21 protein-coding genes and 3 pseudogenes are annotated in these 22778 nt (G+C 60.4%); 17 read left to right on the forward strand and 7 right to left on the reverse strand.

Going from position 1 to position 22778, the window contains the following annotated elements; all coding sequences use genetic code 11:
- Together AX735_RS17860 and AX735_RS17865 are read right to left on the reverse strand one after the other, a co-directional pair.
- Positions 1-273: pseudogene (locus AX735_RS17860) on the reverse strand (hypothetical protein); the annotation flags it as partial.
- Between the two features lie 38 nt (positions 274-311).
- On the reverse strand, positions 312-2534 hold the full coding sequence (locus tag AX735_RS17865; RefSeq protein ID WP_066282954.1) for a TonB-dependent receptor: 2223 nt from the start codon (positions 2532-2534) through the stop codon (positions 312-314).
- Positions 2535-3000: 466 nt separating this feature from the next.
- Between AX735_RS17865 and AX735_RS17870 the strand changes: the two genes are divergently transcribed.
- A complete protein-coding gene (locus tag AX735_RS17870) occupies positions 3001-3462 on the forward strand; it encodes a TetR family transcriptional regulator (RefSeq protein WP_058456839.1) in 462 nt (153 codons plus the stop codon).
- A gap of 54 nt (positions 3463-3516) precedes the next feature.
- On the opposite strand, the gene istB (AX735_RS17875) is transcribed toward AX735_RS17870, so the two are convergent.
- A complete protein-coding gene (gene istB, locus AX735_RS17875; protein WP_006949666.1) occupies positions 3517-4362 on the reverse strand; it encodes an IS21-like element helper ATPase IstB in 846 nt (281 codons plus the stop codon).
- The gene (locus AX735_RS17880; protein WP_010409293.1) at positions 4359-5474 is read right to left on the reverse strand and encodes a DDE-type integrase/transposase/recombinase; all 1116 of its coding nucleotides are present in this window, start codon (positions 5472-5474) and stop codon (positions 4359-4361) included. The genes istB (AX735_RS17875) and AX735_RS17880 overlap by 4 nt, the downstream gene beginning before the upstream one ends.
- Here AX735_RS17880 and AX735_RS17885 point away from each other — a divergent pair.
- The 4 genes and pseudogenes from AX735_RS17885 to AX735_RS17900 all read left to right on the forward strand — a co-directional run.
- Positions 5473-6078: a recombinase family protein gene (locus AX735_RS17885; protein ID WP_086485403.1), complete on the forward strand. Its 606-nt coding sequence runs from the start codon at positions 5473-5475 to the stop codon at positions 6076-6078. The two genes, AX735_RS17880 and AX735_RS17885, sit on opposite strands and share 2 nt — an antisense overlap.
- Positions 6075-6632, forward strand: a complete 558-nt coding sequence (locus AX735_RS17890; protein ID WP_004213004.1) for a hypothetical protein — start codon at positions 6075-6077, stop codon at positions 6630-6632. The genes AX735_RS17885 and AX735_RS17890 overlap by 4 nt, the downstream gene beginning before the upstream one ends.
- Before the next feature lie 528 nt (positions 6633-7160).
- Positions 7161-7742, forward strand: a complete 582-nt coding sequence (locus AX735_RS17895) for a UPF0149 family protein (protein WP_066282962.1) — start codon at positions 7161-7163, stop codon at positions 7740-7742.
- A 42-nt stretch (positions 7743-7784) separates the two neighbouring features.
- A pseudogene (locus AX735_RS17900) lies at positions 7785-8045 on the forward strand (transposase); the annotation flags it as partial.
- 185 nt (positions 8046-8230) lie between these two features.
- Here AX735_RS17900 and AX735_RS24575 read toward each other — a convergent pair.
- Positions 8231-8546 (reverse strand): annotated as a pseudogene (locus AX735_RS24575) (hypothetical protein); the annotation flags it as partial.
- A gap of 533 nt (positions 8547-9079) precedes the next feature.
- Entirely contained in the window at positions 9080-9820 is a 741-nt protein-coding gene (gene istB, locus AX735_RS17905; RefSeq protein WP_062093922.1) for an IS21-like element helper ATPase IstB, read from the reverse strand.
- A gap of 137 nt (positions 9821-9957) precedes the next feature.
- Between istB (AX735_RS17905) and AX735_RS17910 the strand changes: the two genes are divergently transcribed.
- Positions 9958-12867, forward strand: coding sequence for a Tn3 family transposase (locus AX735_RS17910; protein ID WP_062093919.1), 2910 nt, complete (start codon positions 9958-9960; stop codon positions 12865-12867).
- A gap of 142 nt (positions 12868-13009) precedes the next feature.
- Entirely contained in the window at positions 13010-13876 is an 867-nt protein-coding gene (locus tag AX735_RS17915) for a recombinase family protein (RefSeq protein ID WP_006953933.1), read from the forward strand.
- Positions 13877-13956: 80 nt separating this feature from the next.
- Here AX735_RS17915 and AX735_RS25310 read toward each other — a convergent pair whose 3' ends face one another.
- Positions 13957-14109, reverse strand: coding sequence for a hypothetical protein (locus tag AX735_RS25310; RefSeq protein ID WP_006949649.1), 153 nt, complete (start codon positions 14107-14109; stop codon positions 13957-13959).
- A 255-nt stretch (positions 14110-14364) separates the two neighbouring features.
- Between AX735_RS25310 and AX735_RS17925 the strand changes: the two genes are divergently transcribed.
- The 10 genes from AX735_RS17925 to AX735_RS17970 all read left to right on the forward strand — a co-directional run bounded on the left by AX735_RS17925 (position 14365) and on the right by AX735_RS17970 (position 22778).
- Complete coding sequence (locus tag AX735_RS17925; RefSeq protein ID WP_020819813.1) at positions 14365-14673, forward strand: hypothetical protein; 309 nt, start codon at positions 14365-14367, stop codon at positions 14671-14673.
- Positions 14674-15070: 397 nt separating this feature from the next.
- A complete protein-coding gene (locus AX735_RS17930; protein WP_059153594.1) occupies positions 15071-15736 on the forward strand; it encodes a lytic transglycosylase domain-containing protein in 666 nt (221 codons plus the stop codon).
- Positions 15737-15757: 21 nt separating this feature from the next.
- Positions 15758-16099, forward strand: coding sequence for a TrbC/VirB2 family protein (locus AX735_RS17935; RefSeq protein WP_059153595.1), 342 nt, complete (start codon positions 15758-15760; stop codon positions 16097-16099).
- Positions 16100-16105: 6 nt separating this feature from the next.
- Entirely contained in the window at positions 16106-16450 is a 345-nt protein-coding gene (locus tag AX735_RS17940; RefSeq protein ID WP_006949650.1) for a type IV secretion system protein VirB3, read from the forward strand.
- Positions 16437-18821 carry a VirB4 family type IV secretion/conjugal transfer ATPase gene (locus AX735_RS17945; RefSeq protein WP_006949654.1) on the forward strand — a complete coding sequence of 795 codons (2385 nt, stop codon included), beginning with the start codon at positions 16437-16439 and terminating at the stop codon, positions 18819-18821. The genes AX735_RS17940 and AX735_RS17945 overlap by 14 nt, the downstream gene beginning before the upstream one ends.
- Before the next feature lie 13 nt (positions 18822-18834).
- Positions 18835-19548, forward strand: a complete 714-nt coding sequence (locus AX735_RS17950; protein ID WP_059153596.1) for a type IV secretion system protein — start codon at positions 18835-18837, stop codon at positions 19546-19548.
- A 1-nt stretch (position 19549) separates the two neighbouring features.
- A complete protein-coding gene (locus AX735_RS17955; RefSeq protein ID WP_059153597.1) occupies positions 19550-19855 on the forward strand; it encodes a hypothetical protein in 306 nt (101 codons plus the stop codon).
- 43 nt (positions 19856-19898) lie between these two features.
- Positions 19899-20915 (forward strand): type IV secretion system protein, encoded by a 1017-nt coding sequence (locus tag AX735_RS17960; protein WP_059153598.1) that lies wholly within the window; start codon positions 19899-19901, stop codon positions 20913-20915.
- Positions 20916-21255: 340 nt separating this feature from the next.
- Positions 21256-21939: a virB8 family protein gene (locus tag AX735_RS17965; RefSeq protein ID WP_059153599.1), complete on the forward strand. Its 684-nt coding sequence runs from the start codon at positions 21256-21258 to the stop codon at positions 21937-21939.
- Positions 21936-22778 (forward strand): TrbG/VirB9 family P-type conjugative transfer protein, encoded by an 843-nt coding sequence (locus AX735_RS17970; protein WP_059153600.1) that lies wholly within the window; start codon positions 21936-21938, stop codon positions 22776-22778. Before AX735_RS17965 ends, AX735_RS17970 begins: the two co-directional genes overlap by 4 nt.

Genomic DNA, 22778 nt, shown 5'->3' on the forward strand with positions numbered 1-22778 from the left:
CTTGACAGTACATGAGCCCAATCTTGGAAACCGTGTCAGAGTTTGCAACAGAGCCACATATTCCATCTGCTCGAGGAATTGCTGGCTGGCATCGAACGGAAATCCTTCGACCTTCTGGTGTGTGTAGTCGATATAGTTTTGCGTGTCGGGCAACACCGCGATCGTGAAACTATCGTCATGGCTGTTCGCCTGGGCGGCTGTCCCGGCAGCGAGCGCCATAGCCGCCACCGATGAGAACGCAATTTGCCGCGTCCAATGGCCAAGGAGGGTCATGTTAAACTCCAATAGTTGCTTGTATGTTGGTTGGCTGATCAGAAAGTGTAGCCGAGCGAAACGCCATAAGTGCGCGGCGCGCCGCGGAATGCCGCGTAGACGGGCGGAGCCACGTAAAGGGTCGTCGCGTATCTTTTATTGGTGAAGTTGCGAACCCATGCCCCCACCGTCATCCTTTCGGCAAATGCCAGTTCCATCTGCGCATTGCCAAGGAAATAGCCCTTGATCGGCTGGTAATTGTCGAGTTCGGTGTAATAATCGTCGACGAAGCGGCCATTGACCGACGGCGTCAGCACCCTGTCGCCGCCCAGCGGTATCGCATAGCGGATCGAACCGGTCAGCGTCATCTTCGGCGCAAAGGGCAGTTCATTGCCGATGCGCCGTAACCTCTCCGCCGCATTGCCCGAACGCATGTCGAGTATTTTGCTATCGAGAAGCGAGACGCCGCCCTGTATTTCCAGCCCGTGTAGCGGTCGGACCGTGATATTCGCTTCCGCGCCATAGGTGCGAGCGCTGCCCACATTGGTGCGGATATTGGTGGGCAGGCCGTTGATGAGCTTGTTGAGGCTCGCCTGAAGATTGTTGAAGTCGTTGTAATAGACCGACGCATCGATCTGCACCGGGCCGCCGCGCGGCAGGAATTTGACGCCCGCCTCATAGGTCCAGACCCGCTCCGACTTGAACGGATCGGTTTCGGGGAGGGTGACGGAGGTCGATCCGTCGAAACCACCCGCCTTGAACCCCCGGCTGACCGAAACATAAGCGGTCGCGGACGGCGAGATTTCGTAACTGACATTCAGGCGGCCCGACAGGCTGTTGTCGGAGAAGGTCCGGCTGAAATTGAATGGCATGGGACCGAAAACGGCCGGGGCGATGCTCACACCGAAGGGATTGAGGTCGACGGTCGATCCGTCGAACCGGCTTTCATCATTGGTGTAGCGCAGGCCCGCGCCGATCTTCCAGTGACTGCCCAGCCTGACGCTGCCATCGGCAAATCCCGCGACGCTGCGGCGTCGCTGGATATAGTCGGCGGACAGCACGCTCAGCACGAAATCGGTCAGGTCGAGGTTACTGCGCAGCCGCACCTTGTCCCTGTAAGCCGTTGCACCCACCACCCAGTCGAACCGGCCGGGCGTCGCATTCTGGAGGCGTAGTTCCGCCGTCCCCTGCTCTACATTGTCGCGATAGATGATGTCGGTGATCCGCGTCGGAACCACGTCGCCCGCAGCAGAATATTGCTGCTTCAACTTTTCCCAGCCGAGAATGGCGACCAGCAGCATATCACCGCCGATCTTCTGGTTCAGCGTGACCGATCCGCCATAGCTGGTCTTGTCGAGCGACGGATCGATGGCGGAATCGGTCGTAAAGGGCGCCAGCGGCGCAAAACCGCGCACCGTGGCGGTGCGCTCGAAAAATTGCACCGCGCCGGATTCATGGAAACCATGGGCATTAAGCGTGACCGTTGTGCCGTCGGTCGGCTCCAGCAGCAATATCGCGCGACCGCCGTAATATTGGGAGCGATTGGCCTCGGTGTTGACGCCGGGATCGGCGAGCGCGGGGACGGCAGGATTGGCCGATCCACTGACACCGCGCGTGCCGATATTGGTCATGAACCCGTCGGTGCGGTCGAAGACGCCCGCCACCCGCAGCTTGACGCCATCGGCCAGAGCGCCGCCCGCCCCAGCTTCCGCGCGCCAGGAGTTGAAGCGGCCATATTCGACGCGCGCCTCCCCCTCCCATGTGTCCGTGGGCTGGCGCGAGATGATGTTGACCGCGCCCGCCGTGGTGTTCTGGCCGTAGAGCGTGCCCTGCGGCCCCTTCAATATCTCTATGCGTTCGACATCGAACATCTGTCCGCCGACCAGCGCCGCCGAACCCTGATAGGCGCCGTCGATGCTGACGGCGGCGGACGGATTGCCGTTGGGCCGGAAATCATCATAGCCGATGCCGCGAATGGTGAAGGTCTGGATGGTGCGACCGCCGGAAATCTGGGGTGACACGACCACGCCGGGAGTCAGGCGCGAGGCGTCGATCAAGTCCTTCACGCCCGCTTCGCGCAGTGCCTCTGGAGACAGGACGCTGACTGCCGATGGAACATCGATCAGCCGCTGGTCGCGTTTCTGGGCCGTGACGATGATGTCGCCACCTGCCTCGACAGGATCGTCGGCGGCGTAAGCCGGGGGAGCCGCGATCGTCAGGGAAGCGAAGGCGGAGGATAGCAGATGAACGCGGCGGAACTTGTGCTGCGATGAGCTGGCCATGAAATCAGTCCTTGGAACATGTATGTCAGAAGAGGGCGAGCGACATCGGCCACCGCCCGGATCGGGGGTGGATCTCGCGTCGCTCAGGACAATGAGGGGCCTAGTCGGAGACGACAGGCCGTTGCGGCATACGCCGGGACCCCGCCCATCGATGGATGTGTGAATACTTCATAGGACCCCCTGCCCGAATCGAACGGCTGTACAGGTAGGTGTATCGTGTGAATCTTCTATGACAGCCGGAGAAACGCTCGTGGGTATCCTGTGCGGATGCGCCGTCGGCGAAGCGATATGCGCGATGCCGTCCTGCTCAGGGAGCAAACTTGGCAACGGTGTGGTGAGGCTCTATCTAGATTGGGAAAGCCAGCCGAATTCGGGCGGAGCTTAATTCGAACGGCTGTACAGAAGGGTGTCAGGTTTGAGTCGCTTGCGATATATGTCCGATGAAGCCTCGCCCCAGGCAGAGCGGATGAGTGAGGCCGCGTATGACCTTGCCGAAGAGAGCGGTCTGGCAGCGCTCAGCGCACGAAGTCTGGCGCGAAAGACAGGAATGAGCCCGTCGGCAATCAATTACCACATCGGCAATCGCGAGCGGCTCATCGCGCAGATCGCGTTCAAGGCTATCGCGGTATCTAGCCGCTGGCGGCAGTCGCAGGCCGCTTTACAGGAAGAGGGTGCCCCGAGGTGGGCCGAGCTTGATCACGTGTTCACGTCGCTGTTGCAGGATCGGTTGAGCACCGGCCGTATGGTGATGGCACTTTTGCAGGAACTGGAGAACGAGGCCGTCGCCAGCGGTCAGACCGCTATCGAAGAGGCGCTGCGCGAGGAAATGTTCGCTGAAACGGCGTTCTGGCGCGATCTGGCAATCCGCCATGGCGAAAGCGTGGATGCGTGTAGCGCGACATCGTCGGTGACTGGTCAGCGACATTGATGGTGATGTGTCAGCGGTGACGTTGGGGATAGTGTCACACGAGGTTGGCCTGGATCAAGAGGCGTTGTCGCGCAGCGATGTCGCTGGCATGGTTTCGATGTCGCTGGGCGATGTCGCTGGATCAGGAGCACTGTCGCGGAGCGATGTCGCTGAGGCCAGGGCGGATCGCCTGCGATAGCTCTCGACGTTCATTTCCAGGATAGTGGCGTGGTGAACGAGCCTGTCGATGGCAGCGACAGTCATTGCCTTATCCAAAAAAATGGAATCCCAACCGCTGAATGGTTGGTTGGCGGTGATCATGATGGAGCGCCTTTCGTATCTGGCAGAGATGAGTTCGAACAGGACGCTGGTCTCTGCCTGGTCCTTGCGGACGTAGGACAGGTCATCGAGGATGAGCAGGTCGAAGCGGTCGAGCCTGGCGATCTCCTGGGTCAAGGTCAGGGACTGACGTGCGGCCTGCAAACGCTGGACGAGATCGGTGGTTCGGGTGAAGAAGACCCGGTATCCGCGCGCGACGAGCTCGTTGCCGATGGCGGCTGCGGCGTGGCTCTTGCCGGCACCGGGCGGACCAAATGCCAGAAGATTGTGGCCCGCCTTGAGCCAGGCATCTCCTTGGGTCAGAGCCATGACCTGGGCCTTGCTCAAGGTGGGAACGAGGCTGAAGTCGAAGGCATCCAGGGTCTTGCCGGGAGGCAGCCGTGCTTCTGTAAGATGGCGCTGGATCCGGCGTTGTTCGCGTTCGGCGAGTTCCAGTTCGGCCAAGGCTGCCAGCAGGCGCGAAGCCGGCCACCCCTCCTTGTCCGCTCGTGAACAGAAGTCCGGCCAGAGACGGGCAATGGTGGGCAGACGCAGCGTGCCAAGCAACATGGGCAGCTGGGCGGTGTCGACAGTGATGCTCATGCGGCCATCTCCCTGGCGGTGAGCAGATCGTCGTATGTGTCAGGCTGGGGAATATCGACGACCACATCGGCCGGCTCTTTGCCGGGGCGTTGGAAGCGCTCCTGCAGATCCCTCAGATCGGGTAAACCCTGGCCATCGAGTATGCCGGTCAGGGTCGCGGCGAGCTCAGCCTCGCAGGCCTGGTCATGCGCAAGCCACAGCAGCCCCACCATGCTGCGGCATGCGGCGGCTTTGGGAAGCGCACCCTCCAGAGCATCCCAGCAGCGGCGATATTCGCTGCGAGGGAAGAGCTTGTCGCGATAGACAAGGTTTGCCAGCGCGTGGGGCTTGGTACGCAGGCTGTGGATCACGTGCCGATAATTGACTACGTGGTCATGACCGCCCCGTCCGCGATCGGGCGCCCTCCCGCGTGGCAGGGTCTCGATGGGCTGCCCGGCCAGATAAAGGTCGATCCGGTCATCGAAGATCCTGGCTCGCAGGCTATGGCCGATGAGCCGGGAAGGCACGGTGTAGAAGACCTTGCGCAGCACGAAGCCGCCCGATGAGGTGACGAGCACCGTAGCTTCATCATAATCGCAGCTGCGGCGTGAAGGTAACGGGCGCAGGTGCTCAGCTTCGATGCGCAAGGCATCGCGCCGCCGGGCATTGTGGCGGCCCACGATCTGGGCGAGGAACGTGCGCCAGTCCTCGATGGAGGCGAAGTCACGTGTCCCGCGCAACTGGAGTGCCTGATCGAGCCGATCCTTAAGGTGACCATGACGGCTTTCTATGGACCCATTCTCATGGGCGACCCCGCGATTGTTGCGGGTGGGCTCCATCTGGTAATCGGCGCACAGGGCGGCATAGCGGGTCCGCAGATCTTCCTGGGCATCTTGCTCCAGGTTGGCGAACGCCGCGGAGAGGCTATCGGTGCGATGCTCGTGCGGCACGCCGCCAAGCTGCCACAGCGCATTCTGAAGGCCGCAGGCCAGCGCCGTGAAGCTTTCTCCTCCCAGCACGACCTCGGCATGCTCCCACCCGGAATAGACCAGCGCGAAGTGATAGATCAGGTGCGGGCTCGGATTGCCGGAGATGGTGACCTTCAGATCGCGGGCGTCAAAGAAATCCGACATGCCCGTTTCGACAGCCGACCAGTCGTGCGAACGGCAGCTCCGCGACCTGGCCGGCTTTGCCGAGCGTGGCGGCTATGAAGTGGTCGAGGTCTTCCGCGAAACCGCGTCGGGCATGAAGGCAAACCGTTCGGCGCGGGCTGAGGTGATGAAGCTGGCGCAGGCACGCCATATCGATGCGATCCTCGTTACCGAACTCAGTCGCTGGGGGCGTTCGACCCAGGACCTGCTCGATACACTCAACCGGCTGTCGGGCTGGCGCGTGTCGGTGGTCGCGATGAGCGGCATGACGTTCGAGGTCGATACGCCGCATGGGCGGATGATGGCGACGATGCTCGCAGGTATAGCCCAGTTCGAGCGCGACATGCTGAGCGAGCGGGTCCGCTCTGGCCTTGCTGCAGCGCGGGCACGTGGCCGCAAACTCGGCCGGCAACTGGGGGAGCGACCCAAGTCGGACCGCCTCGCGCCCAAAGTGTTGGCGCATATCGCCGAGGGGCGGAGCTATCGCTGGATCGCTCGCGACCTGGGACTCAGCAAGAACACGGTCGCCGGGATCGTGGCTCGCGCACGGGGTAACGTGAGCCCTGATGTCACGGTGACGACATGACCGGGGCGTCTGGACGGCTGCGTCCCGATCCCCGGCGCAAGGCGCGGTTTCGCGAAATCGCCCGAGGCATTGTCGCCAAGGATCGCTACAATCGGAAGTACGGGATCGCCGTCGACACTGCTGGCGCCATCGCGCAGGCGCTAGAGCGCGCGTACCGCGATGGAGTCCGGGACGACCCGGCCGCAGCCGTTCAAGCGCCCGAACAGGATGATGCCGGCCCGCTGGAATGGGCGTTGATCCCACCACGACCGCGAGATGCCTTCTGGAGTATCTGCCTATACACCCTGGGCCGCGATACCGATCTCCCACGTGACGGCCATCTCGCTCCGGCTATTACCGAACGCGGAACGCCCGGATGGACACTCGTGGCAGGAGGGTACACCCCTGACAGGGTGATCAGCGATAGGAGCATTGGCCCGCTTGTCCGCCTCGGCCTTATCGCGCTCGCAGTCGATTTACCGGTTCGCATGATCGTAACCGCACAGGGGAAGGAAACATGGGCTCTCTTCTGCCAGCGCGGTGGGATGTACCCTGAGGATCTCACTGACATTTGATCCATTTGATCGACATCCATCCGGCGGAATGGTGAAGGGCAGCATCCGCCCCGTTGCAGACGTTCCCAATGGTCGTCATCCCGGCGCATGCCGGGACCGTGGGCTGTCTTTAGAAGCAGCCTCACGTCCGGGCGCCCTGGCGATAGCTATCGCCTCAAGACTTGCCCACGGTCCCGGCATGCGCCGGGATGACGGATGACCGCGCCCCACCCCAAATCAGCCGTCACCCTGAACTTGTTTCAGGGTCCATCAATCCGAAAGCCCAGTTTATGATCGGCCAACCGAGATGGCGGCACGAGCCACCACGCTCCGGCACCAATCGCCCGATGGATCCTGAAACAAGTTCAGGATGACGCAAGGCGGGGGCGCGATGTCCGCTCCCCACCCCTTCTTGCCGTTTCGCTTAGGGTGTCATTTCGCCCTCAGCCGGAACCGACCCCTGAATGAAGAGGTAATGATCAACGATCTGCACAGCCTGTTGGCATGGAACTGGCGCCCTGCGACTGATCGGCTAGAAGCGCTGGCAGCATGAGCTTCAAACGTCAAACCGCATCCGGCAGAACCTTCTCATTAGAGCAGCTCGAAATTTGGCTTGATACGCTTGATCCGCCGGTCGCCGGTGTCTCCTCGATCGATGGCTTCCTCGCGGCGTTGGCTGCCGGCCCGTCCATCATCAATCCGGACATATGGCTCAAGAGCATCCTGCGCGAACACGTCCAAAGCGCCCGATCGGCGCTCGCACGCCGAACGATCCTCAAGCGCTACAACCAGATCTGCATCGAGCTTGCCGAGTGCCCTGAGGTCTATGCGCCGATCTATATGCGGACCGAGGACGGCGAGGTCCTGCTGGAAGACTTCGCCAATGGCTTCTTCACTGCAATGCATCTGGACATGGACGCATGGAAGCCCTTCGTGTCTGATCGAGAGTTCGGCCTCCCGCTTGTAGCGATCCTTGGCCAAAGCACGATCATCGACGGCACATCATGGATCGACCAACTCCAGGATCCCCTCGCAAATCAGGCTCTTGCAGATACCTGGCGGATGATCCCCCAGATCATCTCCTTCATCCATGATCAGTGTGCCTTTGCAAGAACCCTGACCGTACACTGAAGCCTCTCCACATCCCACGTGGGGTCGAAGCAGCGGTTACCACTGAACGTCCGACCGCACGTCGCCCAGAACGTCAGCCGCAGACGTTCGGCGATCGATCGCCGCACCACTCGCCACGCCGGCTACGCAGCCAGCCTGCGCGTCCGCAAGCGGATCGAGGAGGCGTTCGGCTGGATCAAGACCGTCGCAGGCCTGCGACGAACCAAGCTCCGCGGCCTCCAGAAGGTCGACTGGTCGTTCACCTTCGCGGCGGCCGCCTATAATCTGATCCGGTTGCCCAAGCTGCTCGGAGCGACCGCATGAGCGGCTCGCCCGCACCCGATGCTGGCCGTCTCCCTCGCCCCGCCCGGGGTCACCGCCCAGACAGGCCGTGGAAGGAAGATCGCTGGCCCGAATAGGACCGCCGAAAGCCGTAGCCCGCAGCCCCCGCGCCCTCTCGGCTACTTCTTCAACAGCCTGCTAGTGAAGTTATGCTCACCTCAGCATAACTTTACGAAAGGCTTCACATACCCCGGCGGGATCAGGCGAACCTCATGGCCCAGCAGGGCTATCTCCCGGCCCCAATAATGTGACCCTCCGCAGGCCTCCATGGCGACCGTGCAGGGTGGAAGCGCGCTGAAGAAGGAAAGCACCTGATCCCGGCTCAGCTTCTTGCGCACGATAGCATGTGTTGATGGCAGAGTAAAATGCCCCGTTCCGGGGAAAATTACTGTGCCGTTGACAAGCATGACCAGTTCCGTCAGCCCCGTGGACTTGGAATACCCTCTTCGCCAGATCCAGCCCGATCGTAACAATCTCCGACATCACCGCTCTCCTCCATCGATTGAAGACCCACGTTGGCACATCAAGGCCGTCGGGGGGCGGCTACATCATCAATGCCTACCGGGGTTCATCTGCGTCTCTTCGCTGATGGAGACACGGATGAATATCTCGGATGAAGCGGCAGCCTTCCTATTTCCCTGATCAATATTGATTATACAGTTCATAAACTGGAATCGTGTGCGTTTGGGACGTAGCCGCGCACTGAGGTGTCGGGGATATCGGGGAAGGCGCGATGTCACACTGACGCACTTAGTATTGGTGTGCCCGGCCACGGGTGCACGCAAAATGCGGAAGCGCGACATCGATACGCGCCCGCATCGGAGGGGGAGACTGAAGGTGCATTATCTCACGAAATCTGTTTATTGTTCCGTATCCGCAATGGGGTTGCTTGCCGATTCCGATGAAGTCGCCCCCCGTTTCCGGGATGATTACGCCCCCTGATTCCGAGATGAAGTCGCCCCCTCGGAAGCGGGGCCTTTCGGCAATGCTCGTTGTTGTGTCGTTCGCGGCTGCCGTCAAGCGTCCGGCGTATTTTTCGATCGCCGCATACTGTCGCCGTCGAGATCGAGGCGATGAGCGTTGTGCACCAGGCGATCCAGGATCGCGTCGGCGTAAGTCGGGTCCGCTATCACATGATGCCAACTGGCTATGGGAAGCTGGCTGGTGACGATGGTCGAACGACGGCCGTAGCGTTCCTCGAGGATCTCGAGCAGATCGTGGCGCGCGAGCGCATCGAGCGGTTCCAGGCCCCAGTCGTCGAGAATCAGCAGCTGGACGCTGCCGAGCTTCCTGAGGAAGCGCTCGTGTCGGCCGTCACCGCGCGCCAGCGCGAGATTGGAGAACAGCTTGGGGACGCGCTGGTAGAGGACCGAACGGTCGTCGCGACAGGCCTTGTGACCGAGCGCGCAGGCGAGCCAGCTCTTGCCGACGCCGGTCGGTCCGGTGATGACCAGATTGTCGCGAGCGGCGATCCATTCGCCGGCGACGAGCTTCATGAACAAGGCGCGATCGAGCCCGCGTGGGCTGCGATAGTCGACGTCCTCGGGAGATGCCTGGTGGCGCAGCTTAGCGAACCGCAACCGCGCGGCGAGCTTGCGGTCATGGCGGAAGCTCCATTCACGATCGAGCAGCAGCGCCAGCCATTCGGGATGCGTAAGCCTGTCGGCCTCGGCGTTGGCGGCGAGCTCACCATATGCCTTGGCCATACCGGCCAGTCCCATCGTGTTCAGCCGGTCGAGAGTGGGATGTTGAAGCATCGTCGTTCCTTTCAGGCCCAGTCGGCCCCAAGCTGCGATTTTGGCCAAGTCGGAGAACGTTTTGGGAACGTGGCATTCGGTATTGACGATGGAAATCATAGAAGAGGACAGTTCGCTCCATCATAGGGAGTGGGTTGATGGATCGGAGTATTCCGGGCGGGGATTTGATCGGACGATGGAGCCTGAGCTTTGCCGATATTGATTTTGTAAATTCGAAGCCGGCCCTGACGCGCCTTGGCCTCGCCGCGCAGCTGAAATTCTTCGCTTCCCTGGGGTTTTTCGCGATCGATCCCGGCTCAATCCCTACCGATGGCCTCTCGTATCTGGCCGAGCAACTCGGTGTCGAGGCTGGCGAGATAGCCGGTTATGACTTTTCCAGTCGGACAGCACGACGGCATTGTGCGGAGATCCTGATCCATCTTGGATATCACCGCATGAAGCGGGTGGATCGCGCGCAATTGACGGAATGGATTGCTGGCGAGCTGTGCCCGGGCGGCCAGTCGATCAATGCCATGCTTGAGCATGTTTTCCTGTGGTGCCGGGACCGGCGTATTTATGGGCCGTCGCGCAAGGAGCTTGAACGTGTCGTTCGCTCACAACGGCAAGATTATCTGGACACCTGGCTGATCGGAACCAGTGATCGGCTTTCGTCAGATGCGGTGGCGTTATTGGAAGCCTCGCTTGCCGATCCGGACAGCTCGACCGGATTCAACAGGATGAAGGGTGACGCCGGACAGGCAACGCTCGACAACATTCTCGACGTGACCGAGAAACTCGCCTTTATCCAGAGACTTGATCTTCCCCATGATCTCCTGACGGCTACGGGCAAGCCATGGGTCGATCAGATTGTTCGCCGCGTTGCCGGTGAAAAGGCCTCGGAGATGCGCCGGCATGCGCCGGCGCGACAGCTCGGCCTTTATGCGATTTATCTAATGTCGCGGGAGGCGCAACTCACTGACGCGATGATCGACCTGCTGATCGAAACCGTTCACAAGATCGGAACGCGCTCGAAACGCAAGGTGGTGGGCGATATCGCGAAAGACATCGAGCGGGTCTATGGAAAGGAGCGCCTGCTGGTCGAGATCGCCAGCGCCTCGATCAATGAACCATCGGGGCGCATCTGCGATGTCATTTTCCCGATCGCCGGTAAGGCCAAGCTGGCGGCGATCGTCAAGGAGAGCCATGCGAAGGGCGCTCTGGACCGGCGCATCTACAAGGTGATGCGTGGTTCCTGGGCCAATCATTACCGGCGCATGCTGCCAAGCCTGCTTTCCGTACTTGAGTTCCGGTCGAACAACGCGGTGTGGCGGCCGGTCCTGGCGGCCCTCGACTGGATCAGGAGCAAGGTGGATGGCGGATGCCGCTTCGTGCCATTGCAGGATGTTCCGATCGATGAGGTGATTCCAGCGCGATGGCGCAGTTCCGTCATTGATGACGATGGGCGGGTAAACCGGATCAGCTATGAGCTTTGCGTCCTGACGCAACTGCGCGACCGCATCCGCTCCAAAGAAATCTGGGTGGTCGGGGCGGATCGCTATCGCAATCCCGATGACGATCTTCCCAAGGACTTCGAGATCAGGCGAGATGCGTACTATTCCGGCCTCAGCCTGACGCCAGATGCGCAGGCGTTTTGCGCCTCGATCCGGGAGGAGCTTGAACGGGAACTGTTGCTCCTCAATGCCAATATTCCACAAAACGACAAGGTCCGGCTCCTGTGGCGCGGCGACAACCGGATATCGATTACACCGTTCAAGCCCTTGCCCGAACCGAAGGGTCTCGCTTCGATCAAAAGCGAGATCGGTCAGCGCTGGCCGATGACCGGACTGCTGGACGTGTTGAAAGAGGCTGCTCTGGACACGGGATTGATGGATGCTTTCGAAACGTCGGCCTCGCGGGTTACCCTGTCGAAAGCAGCCTTGGCTCAGCGTCTTTTGCTGTGTCTCTATGGCTTGGGCACGAACGCCGGGCTCAAGCGGGTCGCTGGCGCAACACCCGATGTCAGTTACGAGGAATTGCTGCATGTCCATCGCCGTTTCATCCACGCGCCAGCGCTGAGGGAGGCGTGCGCGCGGGTAGCAAACGCGACACTGGCAATCCGCAATGCCGCAGTATGGGGAGATGCGGGCACGGCATGCGCGTCCGATTCAACGAAGTTCGGCGCGTGGGACCGCAACCTGATGACGGAATGGCACGCCCGCTATGGCGGCCGTGGCGTCATGATCTACTGGCATGTGGAGAAGCGCGCGACCTGCGTTTATTCCCAGCTCAAGCGGTGCTCTTCCTCGGAGGTCGCCTCCATGATCGAAGGCGTGCTACGCCATTGCACCGACATGGAAATCCAGCGCCAGTACGTCGATAGCCACGGCCAGAGCGCAGTCGGCTTTGCGTTCTGCCGACTCCTTGGATTTGAGCTTGCCCCGCGGCTGAAAGCAGTGGCACGCCAGAAACTGGCCCTTCCCCAAGCCGGCATGCGCACGCGGCTTTCCAATTTACTGCCGATCCTCTCCAGCCCGATCGACTGGGACGAGATCGAGCAACAATATGACGAAATGGTCAAATATGCCGCTGCCATGCAATCGCGCACCGCCGATCCGGAAGCGATCCTGCTCCGGTTTGCCAGAGCCGAAGTGATGCACCCGACCTACAAGGCGCTGAGTGAACTCGGCCGCGCGGTCAAAACAATCTTCCTATGCCGGTATTTGCGTCAGGAGGCATTCCGCCGCGAGATCCACGAAGGGCTGAATGTGGTTGAGAACTGGAACGGCGCTAATGGTTTCGTGTTCTTCGGCAAGGGCGGCGAGATCGCCACCAACCGCATCCATGAGCAGGAAATCTCCGTTCTGGCGCTACACCTCCTGCAAGCGTCGCTGGTGTATGTGAACACCCGCATGCTTCAGATCGTACTGGTTGAGCCGAAGTGGGCGGGGCGGATGACGCCGGAAGATTATCGTGGTCTCACGCCGTTGATCTACAGTCATGTGAACCCTTATGGCCGCTTCGACCTCGACCTGAACGACCGGATTGATTTTGGACGGCTTGCAGCGTGAGGCGGCTGATCGGCCTATAACATTTGGGTACACCCCAGAGTGATAGGGCCGAGTGACACCATTCGTCTGTCACAAAAGGGTGGGTTTGCGCTCAATGTGACGATACACTGCAAGAGCCACCCTAATGTGACGGATTTTGCACTTGGCTCGTATCGGATATGCCCGCGTCAGCACCACGGACCAGGATCTGGATATCCAGATTGGCCGCCTCAAGAATGCAGGTTGCGAAATTATCCGTTCCGAGACCGGATCGGGGGCCTCGCGGAGCGGGCGCACGGAACTGGAAACGATCATGCAGTTTATGCACACCGGCGACGAGCTGGTCGTGCTGCGGCTCGACCGGCTCGGCCGCTCCACGCGCGATGTCCTGAACCTGGTGCATGAGCTTGATGAAAAGGGAGCTTCGCTGCGCATCCTTGAGCCAGAGGTGACGACGGCGGGCGACATGGGGCGAATGGTCATCACCATACTCGGCATGGTCGCCGATATGGAGCTGAAGTTCATCAAGGATCGTCAGCGCGCCGGGATCGAAGCGGCGCGCGCCGAAGGCGTTTACAAAGGCCGGAAGAAGAACGTCGATGACGATGAAATCCGCCGTCGCCTTGCCGCCGGCGCCAGCAAGGCCCGCGTTGCCCGCGACCTGAAGGTCTCACGAATGACCGTCTATCGGGCGCTCGACATTATTCCGTCACAGACCAAACTGCCGGAAAAGCCGCCCACTGCCAGCATCGCCCTGCATCTGATTATCGAGAACTTCAACAAGCGTGGAAGAGGTAGAAAACCCGCTCGGGAGCGGATTGAGGCGATGCTGGAACGCGACTACGCCATGGTAAAAAACGGCAATTGTGATTACAAACTGACCGTCGCCTATGACCCCGATCCGGATGGCATTTCCCTTGATGAGGAAATCCAAAGCCTCCTCTCCGAGATGTTCAACATCGCAGAGAGCTACAATTGCTCCATGGAAGCCGATATCTACGAGGTCGGTGGTCAGCAACGGTCCTGGTAGAATCAATCAAGCGTTCAGTGTTCGTTCTTCAACCTGGCCAAAATCGCAGCTTCGGGCCGACTGGGCCTATAACGCGCTCGTCACGCCAACTTGCGGTAGTGGCGCAGATAGTCGGGATATTCGATCCCGCGTGCTTTCAAGAGATTAATCGTCGCCTCTTCGACCAGGGCGGCAACGGACGTTTGTTCGCGCTCAGCAAGGTTTTTGATCTCTGCCGCCAGCTCGGGTTTCACCGACGCTGCGAGATTGCGCGTGTTCGCGCGGCTCGGCCGACGCCGGGGCAAGGGAACCGGGAGAAGGGGGTCTTCCTGTCTTTTCGGGCGAGCCATAGGTCTAAAACACAAGAGGTTGATGTGGTGCCGGAATAAGCGTGTTGACACGCTTAATGGCTGTAATGTGGTTGCACGGCAAGAGAGGACAAGCCGGGTTGCCCTCGCCGTCAAAGCGAGGATAGACATATCCTTATCGGTAAAAGGGAATAAATCACGATGCCGCATAGCGACGATTGGCAGTATGATCCGATCCTGGAACGCGAACTAACCACCCGCCGCCCCGCTGGGGGAATGATCCAAGCGGTCGAGATTGCGCAGTTGCCGTCGAGTGAATGGATCATCAACGTTAAAGTATCGTGGCATGGCGATAAGTGGCTGAATGTCTGCCTATTCGAGCAACCGACGCTTAAAACATACAAGCGACTGTCAAGTGCCGTGCGGCATGTCGTGCTCGATTACGGATATGAGGATGACCATATCCGATTGGTCCCCGACAAACAATGCAGCAACAAATTGGCGTTTTAGGCTTCCCTTTCCCCCTCATCGTGATATGTGCATAAATCTCGATGACGAGGGAGAAAGCGATGAAAGCTTTTAATTTCGCGCTCGCGGCCGCCTTGGTGGGGGCTGCGGTGCAATCGACCCCCGCTGTAGCGTCGGATAATACTTGGGCATGTGAGGTTGTTCTGTGCATCTCCAACCCGGGTGGTCCGACGCAATATCCAGCCTGTGTTCCACCGATAACGAAACTGTGGCGGGTGCTGGCTCTCGGCGGCAGCTTCCCGACATGCACGGGCGGGGGTATCGCCAAGACAAAATACAAGAAGCCGGATGATGGGAGGCCTGGTCGCTTGACGGTCACTTGGACTGACGGGCGGCAACAGACCTACTATCAGCCGCGCAACTGACCGGGAGCGGGAACGTGTTCCTCGAAACCGGAGCCGTTCTTTCGCTGGCGGCGCAATGCGCCCCAGCGGTAGCGCCGCATACGATCGCCGCGATCGTGGATGCGGAATCTTCCAACTATGTTTTTGCGATCAACGTCAACGGCGTGGCCAGTCAGCCGCGCCGTCCGCGCAATGAGGCGGAGGCTATCGCAACCGCGCGCTCTTATGTTGCGCGCGGCTACAGCGTGGATCTCGGCCTCGGCCAAATCAATTCACGCAACATGGGCTGGCTCGGCCTGACGTGGGACACTGTTTTCAAGCAGTGCGCCAATGTCGAAGCGGCAGGCCGTGTGCTCCTGTCCAATTTCCGTTCGGCCAAGACGGGTCGCACCCCGCAAGAGGCCCTTCGGGTCGCACTCAGCATGTATAACACAGGCTCTCAATCGAGAGGTTTCCGCAACGGCTATGTCGCCCGCGTGGAGAATGCAGGTCGCCGCGTCAGCGGTCGGCCTGCGACCGCAATCCCGACTGTCATCGTGGGCGATCAGCCCGCCAGCGCCGCCGTGAGCGACACTGGCGCCGGTCGTGTGCCGGTGGAGCTGGCGGAAATCGCAGCGGAGAACATGGAGGCGGCTCCACCGCCTGCACCGCCTGCGTGGGATGTTTTCGGCCGCGCCCAACACGCGCGGATTGGTTCGTAAGGCGAAGATAGGAGTTGTCGAATGTTTCGTATCTGGAAGATCAAGGCTGAATCCCGGCTCGACGCGCTGCTCGCGCGTCTCAAGCCCTCGCCGCTCATGGCGCGCGCGCTGCCCCTGTCGCTGCTGGCAAGCCTGCTCATAGCGGAGCCGGCTTTTGCGCAGGCAAACTTTGAAGGCCTGGCCGACAACATTCTCGGCCTGCTGAGCAACGGCTTGCTCCGCACGCTGGCGATCATCGCGATCATCGTCGTTGGCCTTCTGTGGTTCCTCGGCCGCGCGTCGGTGCAGATGCTCGTCACGGTCGTAGTTGGCGTGGTGATCGTGTTCTCCGCGCCGTGGATCGTCGACACGATTACGGGGTGATCGGGGATGGACGGTCAGGAAGAAATGACAAAAGACCCGCTGTTCTTGGCCGTCACCCGCCCCGCTTTGTGGGCGGGTGTTCCCATTGAGGCGGGCGCGCTCATCATCATGGCGGGCGCAATCACGTTGGTTGGTTCGGGCAATCCTCTCTACGGCGGCGCGGCCGCCGTCGCGCTTTATGCGATGGCGCGGCTCATCGTGCGGCATGACGTGAACGCATTCCGGCTGATCTTCCTTTGGGGCCGGACCAAAGCGGCGAACCGGAACCGCGTCTTTTGGGGTGGGTCGAGCTACACGCCGCTACCGCTCTACGGAATCAAGCGAAAGGGATTTGGTCGTGGTGTTCGGTAAGAGCGCGCTCGCGGAGAAGGTGCCTTTTGACAAGGCCAAGCGGGAGGAAATGCCAGAGAAATTCTTGCCGTATTCGCGGCATGTCAATGAGCATGTGGTCGCCCTCGATAATGGCGATCTTATGCTCATGCTCGAACTGGATGGCCGTCCTTTCGAGACTTCGGACGTGCGCGATCTGAACGATTGGCACACGCGCCTCAACGGGGTCTGGCGCAATATCCATGACGAGCGGCTTTCGATCTGGACGCACATGTTGCGGATGCGTGTGCGCGACTATCCGGGCGGCACGTTCCGCTCCCATTTCGCCGCGAAGCTCGATCAAAAATATTATGAGCGGATGACGGCTGAACGGATGTTCCGCAACCGCTTCTTCATGACGGTCGTGATCCGCCCAACAGCAAACGCGACCGACAAGCTGATGGATTTCCTGCGCAAGAAGCAGGAGGACAAGAACGCCAATATCGCGGAAGCTCTAGAGCTGCTGGAAGACAAGGTGCGCGATCTGGAAAAGCTGCTGCTGCGCGTTCGTCCGCGCCGTGTCGGCATCTATGAGCACCGGGGCCTCCTGTTCTCCGAACCGCTGGAAATACTGAACCAGGTGATGACCGGGCGCTATCGGCGCTGTCCTCTGGTTCGTGGTCGCCTCGGATCGGCGCTCTATGCGAGCCGCGCCATTATCGGCGCTGAGACATTTGAGGTCCGCGACGCCGATCATTCGATGTTCGGCGGCATTTTCGGCATTCGCGAGTATCCGTCATCGACAACGCCGCGCCAGTTTGAATCGCTGCTCTCGGTCGATTTCAGCCTCGCCATAACGCAGTCGTTCACGTTCCTGTCGCGCACAGCGGCAACAGAACGGTTCCGGCTTCGCCAGACCCAAATGGCGAACGCCGGTGACAAGGCGATCAGTCAGATGGATGAGTTGATCGACGCGGCGGACGATTTGCAATCGAACCGCTTTGTGCTGGGGGACCATCATTTCACGCTGACGGTGTTCGCGGAAGATTTGAAAAAGCTGCGCGATAATATGTCGATCGCGCGCGCTGCGCTGGCCGATACGGGCATGGTCGCCGCCCGCGAAAGCGCGGCGCTGGAAGCTGCCTATTGGTCGCAGCTGGTCGGCAATTTCGCGTGGAGGGCGCGCCCCGCACCGATCACGTCCTATAACTTCTCTGCGTTCTCGCCCTTCCATACGTTCCCGGCAGGGCACGAGGACGGCAATCATTGGGGGCCTGCGGTCGCGCTGCTCAAGACAAGCGCGCGCAGCCCATATTACTTCAATTTCCATTCGGCGGACCTGGGCCATTCGATGGTCATTGGTCCATCGGGCGGCGGCAAGACGGTGCTGGTCAATTTCCTGATGGCGCAGCTCGAAAAGTTCAACGCGCGCCATATCTTCATCGACAAGGATCAGGGCGCGGAGATTTTTGTCCGCGCCAGTGGCGGCACCTATCTCGCGCTGCGCAACGGGGAGCCTACGGGGTTCGCTCCGCTCAAGGCACTCGACAATACGGCTTCTCATCGCGCGTTCCTCGGTCGCTTCATCCGCCAGCTGGTGAAGCAAGAGGGTGCGCCGATCACGGTGCAGGAATCGCACCTGATCGACGATGGCATTGAAGCCGTGATGAAGCTGCCGCGCGAGCAACGCTCGCTGTCGGCGCTGCGGACCATGCTCGGTATGTCGGACTCGGGCGGCGTCGGCGCGCGCCTGGTCAAGTGGACCTCCGAGGGGAACCTTGGCTGGGTTTTCGATAATGAGGAAGATTCCATGTCGCTCGAAGCCCGTTTCGTGGGCTTCGATATGACCGACTTCCTCGAAAACGCGGAAATCCGCACGCCGGTCATGCTCTACTTGTTCGAGCGGATAGACGCGCTCCTGACAGGCGAGCGCATGGTGATTGCGATTGACGAATTTTGGAAGGCGCTGGCCGATCCGGCGTTCACAGCATTTGCGCAGGATGGCCTCAAGACATACCGCAAGCGCAACGCGTTCCTCGTCTTTGCAACGCAGTCGCCTGCAGACGCGCTGCGGTCCACGATCAGCCATTCGATCTTGGAGCAGGTCGCGACGAAAATCTTCCTGCCCAATCCGTTCGGCCAGCGCCGGGATTACATCGAAGGCTTCTCGCTCTCGGAGGCGGAATTTAAGCTGGTGCGCGAAGAGCTGTCGCCGGAAAGCCGCAAATTCCTCGTGAAGCAGGGCCATGACTCCGTTGTGGTCGGCCTGGATCTCATTGGCATGGACGATGAACTCGCCGTGCTGTCGGGGCGCGCTGAGACAACGGGCGTGGCCCGCGAAGTGATTGCCGAACTGGGCAATGATCCGAAGCTCTGGTTGCCGGAATTTCACCGGCGCCGGCGCCCAAGCTGAAAGGAGTGAGACTATGAAGCAGCTTTTCTTGGCGGCTGTGTCGATCGGGAGCCTTGCGGCCGCGACGCCAGCCAGTGCGCAGGGTATCCCTGTGTTCGATAGCACGTCCGTGCTCAAGCATATCGAACAAATCCAGAAGACCATGCAGATGATTGAGCAAGGTCGCCAGCAGATTGCGGAAGCGCAGCAGCTCTACCAAGGGCTGAACCAGCTGACCGATGTTTCCTCGATCGCCAACCAGCTCAAGACGGATTCGCTTCGCACGCTCGGCGTCGATGTGAACTCCCTCGAACGCATGGCGCGCGGCGATTTCAGCGGCGGCGGCGGCTACGGCGGCCGTTCCGATGCGATCTATCAGGACATGCTCGAACGTCTCGGCGTGTCCGCGAATGGCGATCAAACCGATGTTCGCTACCAGACAGCTCGCTCGATCGCGATGGACAAGGCCATGGCCGAAGGCATGGGCGAAGCGGCCACATCGCGCGGCGAAGGTCTGGAAGAGCTGCGCAATCGACTTGCGACCGCATCGACCGCAAAGGAAGTTGCGGACCTTCAAGCCCGCATCCAGCTCGAAAGCGCGTCGATGATGAACGATCAACTCCGCGTCGAAGCGTTGGAGCGAGCGCGCAGAGCAGAGGCCGCGGCGCACACGGCCGAAGCTTTTGCGGACAGGTCGCGCAAACGCGATGAGCAGCGTGCGCGAGCGCGCGCGGCAGCTGGAATCTGACATGAAGAAGATGGTCCTTCTTGCGATCAGCGCAGCCGGCTTTCTCGCCGGCTGCGAACGCGCGCCCACATTTCCCGAGATTCTGATGACCTATCATGATGTTGATTGGCTCAAAACTCATGAGGATCAGATTCCGGTGATCGTCGCTGAGTGCGACAAGATCGTGAACAGCGAACTCAAACAGTCGGACCTCCCCATGCCAGTGGCGCGCAATTGCGGAGGCATCAAGAACAAAATCGCCTCCATTGAAAGGTCGCGCAAACGCGATGAGCAGCGTGCGCGAGCGCGCGCGGCAGCTGGAATGTAAGGCTGAAAAAACAGCTTGAATTACACCTAATCGGAGCGGGCTGGTGGAATACGATCTCTTTACGAATGCCTATCAGGGCTTCACCAACGAACTCAATTCGGTAGTTGTATCCAACTATGCTGGGTTTGTTGGGTGGATCGCTGGACCGCTCCGCACTGGCATGATCATTTACATAATCTTGCTAGGCTACGCGATCATGCGCGGGGCGGTGCAATACCCCTTCCGCGAATATGTCTATCGCTCGCTGATGCTGGCCGCGCTCTATTATGCTGTGACAAACCTCTATGGAGCATCGCTCGCACAAATGATCGTGACCGGCCTACCGCATGAGTTTGCCTCGATCGTAGGCGGCTCACCGGAAGGCGTTGGCGGGTCTTTCGATGGGATGTGGGCGCGGGTCGATGATGCACTGCTCGCGATGCAGGATGCGACCGAGAAATACGCAGAGGAACACGCCTCACTGACTGATATTCCCGGCGCTGCCGCCGCAATTATGCTGTGTATCGGTGCCACTATCATCATTCTTTTGACAGCGATCGCGGCCCTGTTCGCCCTGGCCGTTGGCTTCGTAATCGTGCTCTACGCGCTCTTTGCGCTTGCATGTCTGGCGGTGGTCGGGCCGATCTTCGTAGCAGCGCTGCTGTTCGATTCCACCAGAAGCTATTTCTTCTCGTGGCTCGGCAGCGTCCTCAATTTTCTGATGTTGTCGCTATTTGCGATGCTTCTTGTGCTGGTTGTGGCCAATGTCGCTGAATCCGCAACAGCAACATTCGATGGCGATTTTGACAACATCTGGAGCACCTGTATCCGGATCATCGCGTTCTACATTCTCGCCTGCTTTTTCTTCATCCAAATCCCCGGAATTGCTGCCTCGCTGGGTGGCGGCGCGGCTGCAATGGTGACGCAGTTCGGCAACGCGGTGACGAAGGGTGGCGGCGCGATGGCAACGGGCGCAGGCCACGCGGCCAGCGATGCCCGCGCCATGGGAGCCAGCATGGGACGGGGCTTCTCGTCGGCGGTTCGCCGTTGGCGCAACCGAAACACAATCACCAGAGCTTGAGGGAACGAATATGCGCAAGTTGCTTGGACTCGGAATCTGCCTGGCGCTGGCGGCCTGCGCAGGTCAGCCCGTAAAAAAGCCAGCCAAATGTGAGGGGCCGATGCGGCCTGCCAATCCGCATGGGCTTACCCTCCCCTCAATCCCGGATCAGGCCGCACAGCGAACCGCGCCGGCAAATGTGGACGTGTTCAATCAGGGTGCACCGGCAACGCCGGACGCGGCCCCGGCAGACCCATCCACTCCGGGCAATGAACAGTCGGACGCATCGCGGGCGGTCGAAGTGCCGCGTCTAAGCGCCTCGCTGCGCGGCCCGATCTACTCGAATTGCTGAGGTGTTACGATGGCAGTTGGTATTCCAAAGGACGAGCTGAAAGCCTATTTTGAAGAGGCTGCAAGCTGGGAACGTGACAAGCTTGCGGCGGCCGAGCGCTCCAAAAAGCTGGCGTGGGCCGTCGCTGGCGTTGCTGGCGCGCTGGCGACTGCTGGCGTTGTGGCCGTTGCAGCCCTGACGCCTCTGAAAACGGTCGAGCCATATGTTATCACGGTGGACCGTAACACGGGCGAGGCGTCGATCGCCGCCAAGCTCCACGGTGACGCGACGATCACCTATGACGAGGCGGTCCGTAAGTATTTCCTCGCTACCTATGTCCGCTATCGCGAAGGCTGGATAGCGGCCGCTCGCGAAGAATATTTCGATGCGGTCATGGTCATGTCGGCGCGGCCCGAACAGGATCGGTGGTCACGCTTCTACAAGACCGACAATCCCCAAAGCCCGCAAAACATCCTTGCGAACCGCACTGATGTTTTTGTCGAGATCAAGCGGGTGTCGTTCCTGGGCGGCAACGTCGCGCAGGTCTATTTTACCAAGGAATCTGTGACCGGCTCGAACTCGACCAAAACCGATGCCGTCGCGACCATCAAATACAAGGTCGATGGCACGCCGAGCAAGGAAGTGGACCGCTTCAAGAATCCGCTTGGCTATCAGGTCGAGAGCTATCGCGCTGACGTGGAGGTGCCCCAATGACCGTGTTGAAGTGGAGCGCCCCGTTTGCGCTCGCGATCGCGCTGGCTGCGTCGCCGGCGATGGCCGAAGAAACGCCCCATGCGACTGTGCTCGATCACCGGGTTCGTGAAGCGAACTACAATGATCGGCAAGTCTATGAGATTCCGGGCGTGTTCCGCATCGCCACGGAAATCGTCTTCGCCAAGGATGAAGTGGTCGAGCATGTGGCGCTGGGTGATACCGTGTCCTGGGAAGTCGCACCGGCTGCCAATTCGCTCTTCATCAAACCACGCGAGCGAGCGGGTCGCACGAACCTGACAGTCATTACACGTTCGCGCTATGGCCCGCGCAGCTATCGGTTCGCTCTGTCGCCAACGCAGCGGGGCAGCGGCTTCTATACGGTCGTTTTCCGCTATCCTGAACAGGAAGCGGCCGAAGCGCAGGCGCAAGCCGCAATGGCCCAGCTGGCCCAGCTGAAAGCCTTGGAACGCGGCGCGGTGAAGTCCGCGCTCGATATTGGCGTGCTGGAAGGCACGCGCAACGCCGACTACATCATGCAAGGATCGACCGCCATCCAGCCCTCCGAAGTGTCTGACAACGGACAGTTCACGGTAATGCGCTTTCCCAACCAGCGTGAGTTGCCGGCGTTCTTCATCGTCAATCCTGATGGATCGGAAGCCATCGCCTCCTTCGATGTGCGCGATGAATATGTGGTGCTGCACGGGGTTTACGGGACAATCCGACTGCGCCGGGGCCTCGAAGTGCTCTGCATCCACAATCAGAAGACTGACTATTACGGGCGCGATCCCAAAACTGACACGGCCTCGGGGCTGGTCGAGCGAACCACAGGGGTTGAGTAA

It is taken from the genome of Blastomonas sp. CCH1-A6, assembly GCF_001556365.1.
GTDB classification, from domain to species: domain Bacteria; phylum Pseudomonadota; class Alphaproteobacteria; order Sphingomonadales; family Sphingomonadaceae; genus Blastomonas; species Blastomonas ursincola.

Excerpts from the sequence above, each read along its gene's own strand:
- istB (WP_062093922.1), bottom strand. The coding sequence starts at position 9,820 with ATGCTTCAACATCCCACTCTCGACCGGCTGAACACGATGGGACTGGCC.
- AX735_RS17885 (WP_086485403.1), top strand. The coding sequence starts at position 5,473 with ATGCCCGTTTCGACAGCCGACCAGTCGTGCGAACGGCAGCTCCGCGAC.
- istB (WP_006949666.1), bottom strand. The coding sequence starts at position 4,362 with ATGAGCATCACTGTCGACACCGCCCAGCTGCCCATGTTGCTTGGCACG.
- AX735_RS17895 (WP_066282962.1), top strand. The coding sequence starts at position 7,161 with ATGAGCTTCAAACGTCAAACCGCATCCGGCAGAACCTTCTCATTAGAG.
- AX735_RS17955 (WP_059153597.1), top strand. The coding sequence starts at position 19,550 with ATGAAGAAGATGGTCCTTCTTGCGATCAGCGCAGCCGGCTTTCTCGCC.
- AX735_RS17950 (WP_059153596.1), top strand. The coding sequence starts at position 18,835 with ATGAAGCAGCTTTTCTTGGCGGCTGTGTCGATCGGGAGCCTTGCGGCC.
- AX735_RS17970 (WP_059153600.1), top strand. The coding sequence starts at position 21,936 with ATGACCGTGTTGAAGTGGAGCGCCCCGTTTGCGCTCGCGATCGCGCTG.
- AX735_RS17910 (WP_062093919.1), top strand. The coding sequence starts at position 9,958 with ATGGATCGGAGTATTCCGGGCGGGGATTTGATCGGACGATGGAGCCTG.
- AX735_RS17935 (WP_059153595.1), top strand. The coding sequence starts at position 15,758 with ATGTTTCGTATCTGGAAGATCAAGGCTGAATCCCGGCTCGACGCGCTG.
- AX735_RS17965 (WP_059153599.1), top strand. The coding sequence starts at position 21,256 with ATGGCAGTTGGTATTCCAAAGGACGAGCTGAAAGCCTATTTTGAAGAG.
- AX735_RS17940 (WP_006949650.1), top strand. The coding sequence starts at position 16,106 with ATGGACGGTCAGGAAGAAATGACAAAAGACCCGCTGTTCTTGGCCGTC.
- AX735_RS17925 (WP_020819813.1), top strand. The coding sequence starts at position 14,365 with ATGCCGCATAGCGACGATTGGCAGTATGATCCGATCCTGGAACGCGAA.
- AX735_RS17865 (WP_066282954.1), bottom strand. The coding sequence starts at position 2,534 with ATGGCCAGCTCATCGCAGCACAAGTTCCGCCGCGTTCATCTGCTATCC.
- AX735_RS17870 (WP_058456839.1), top strand. The coding sequence starts at position 3,001 with ATGAGTGAGGCCGCGTATGACCTTGCCGAAGAGAGCGGTCTGGCAGCG.
- AX735_RS17880 (WP_010409293.1), bottom strand. The coding sequence starts at position 5,474 with ATGTCGGATTTCTTTGACGCCCGCGATCTGAAGGTCACCATCTCCGGC.
- AX735_RS17890 (WP_004213004.1), top strand. The coding sequence starts at position 6,075 with ATGACCGGGGCGTCTGGACGGCTGCGTCCCGATCCCCGGCGCAAGGCG.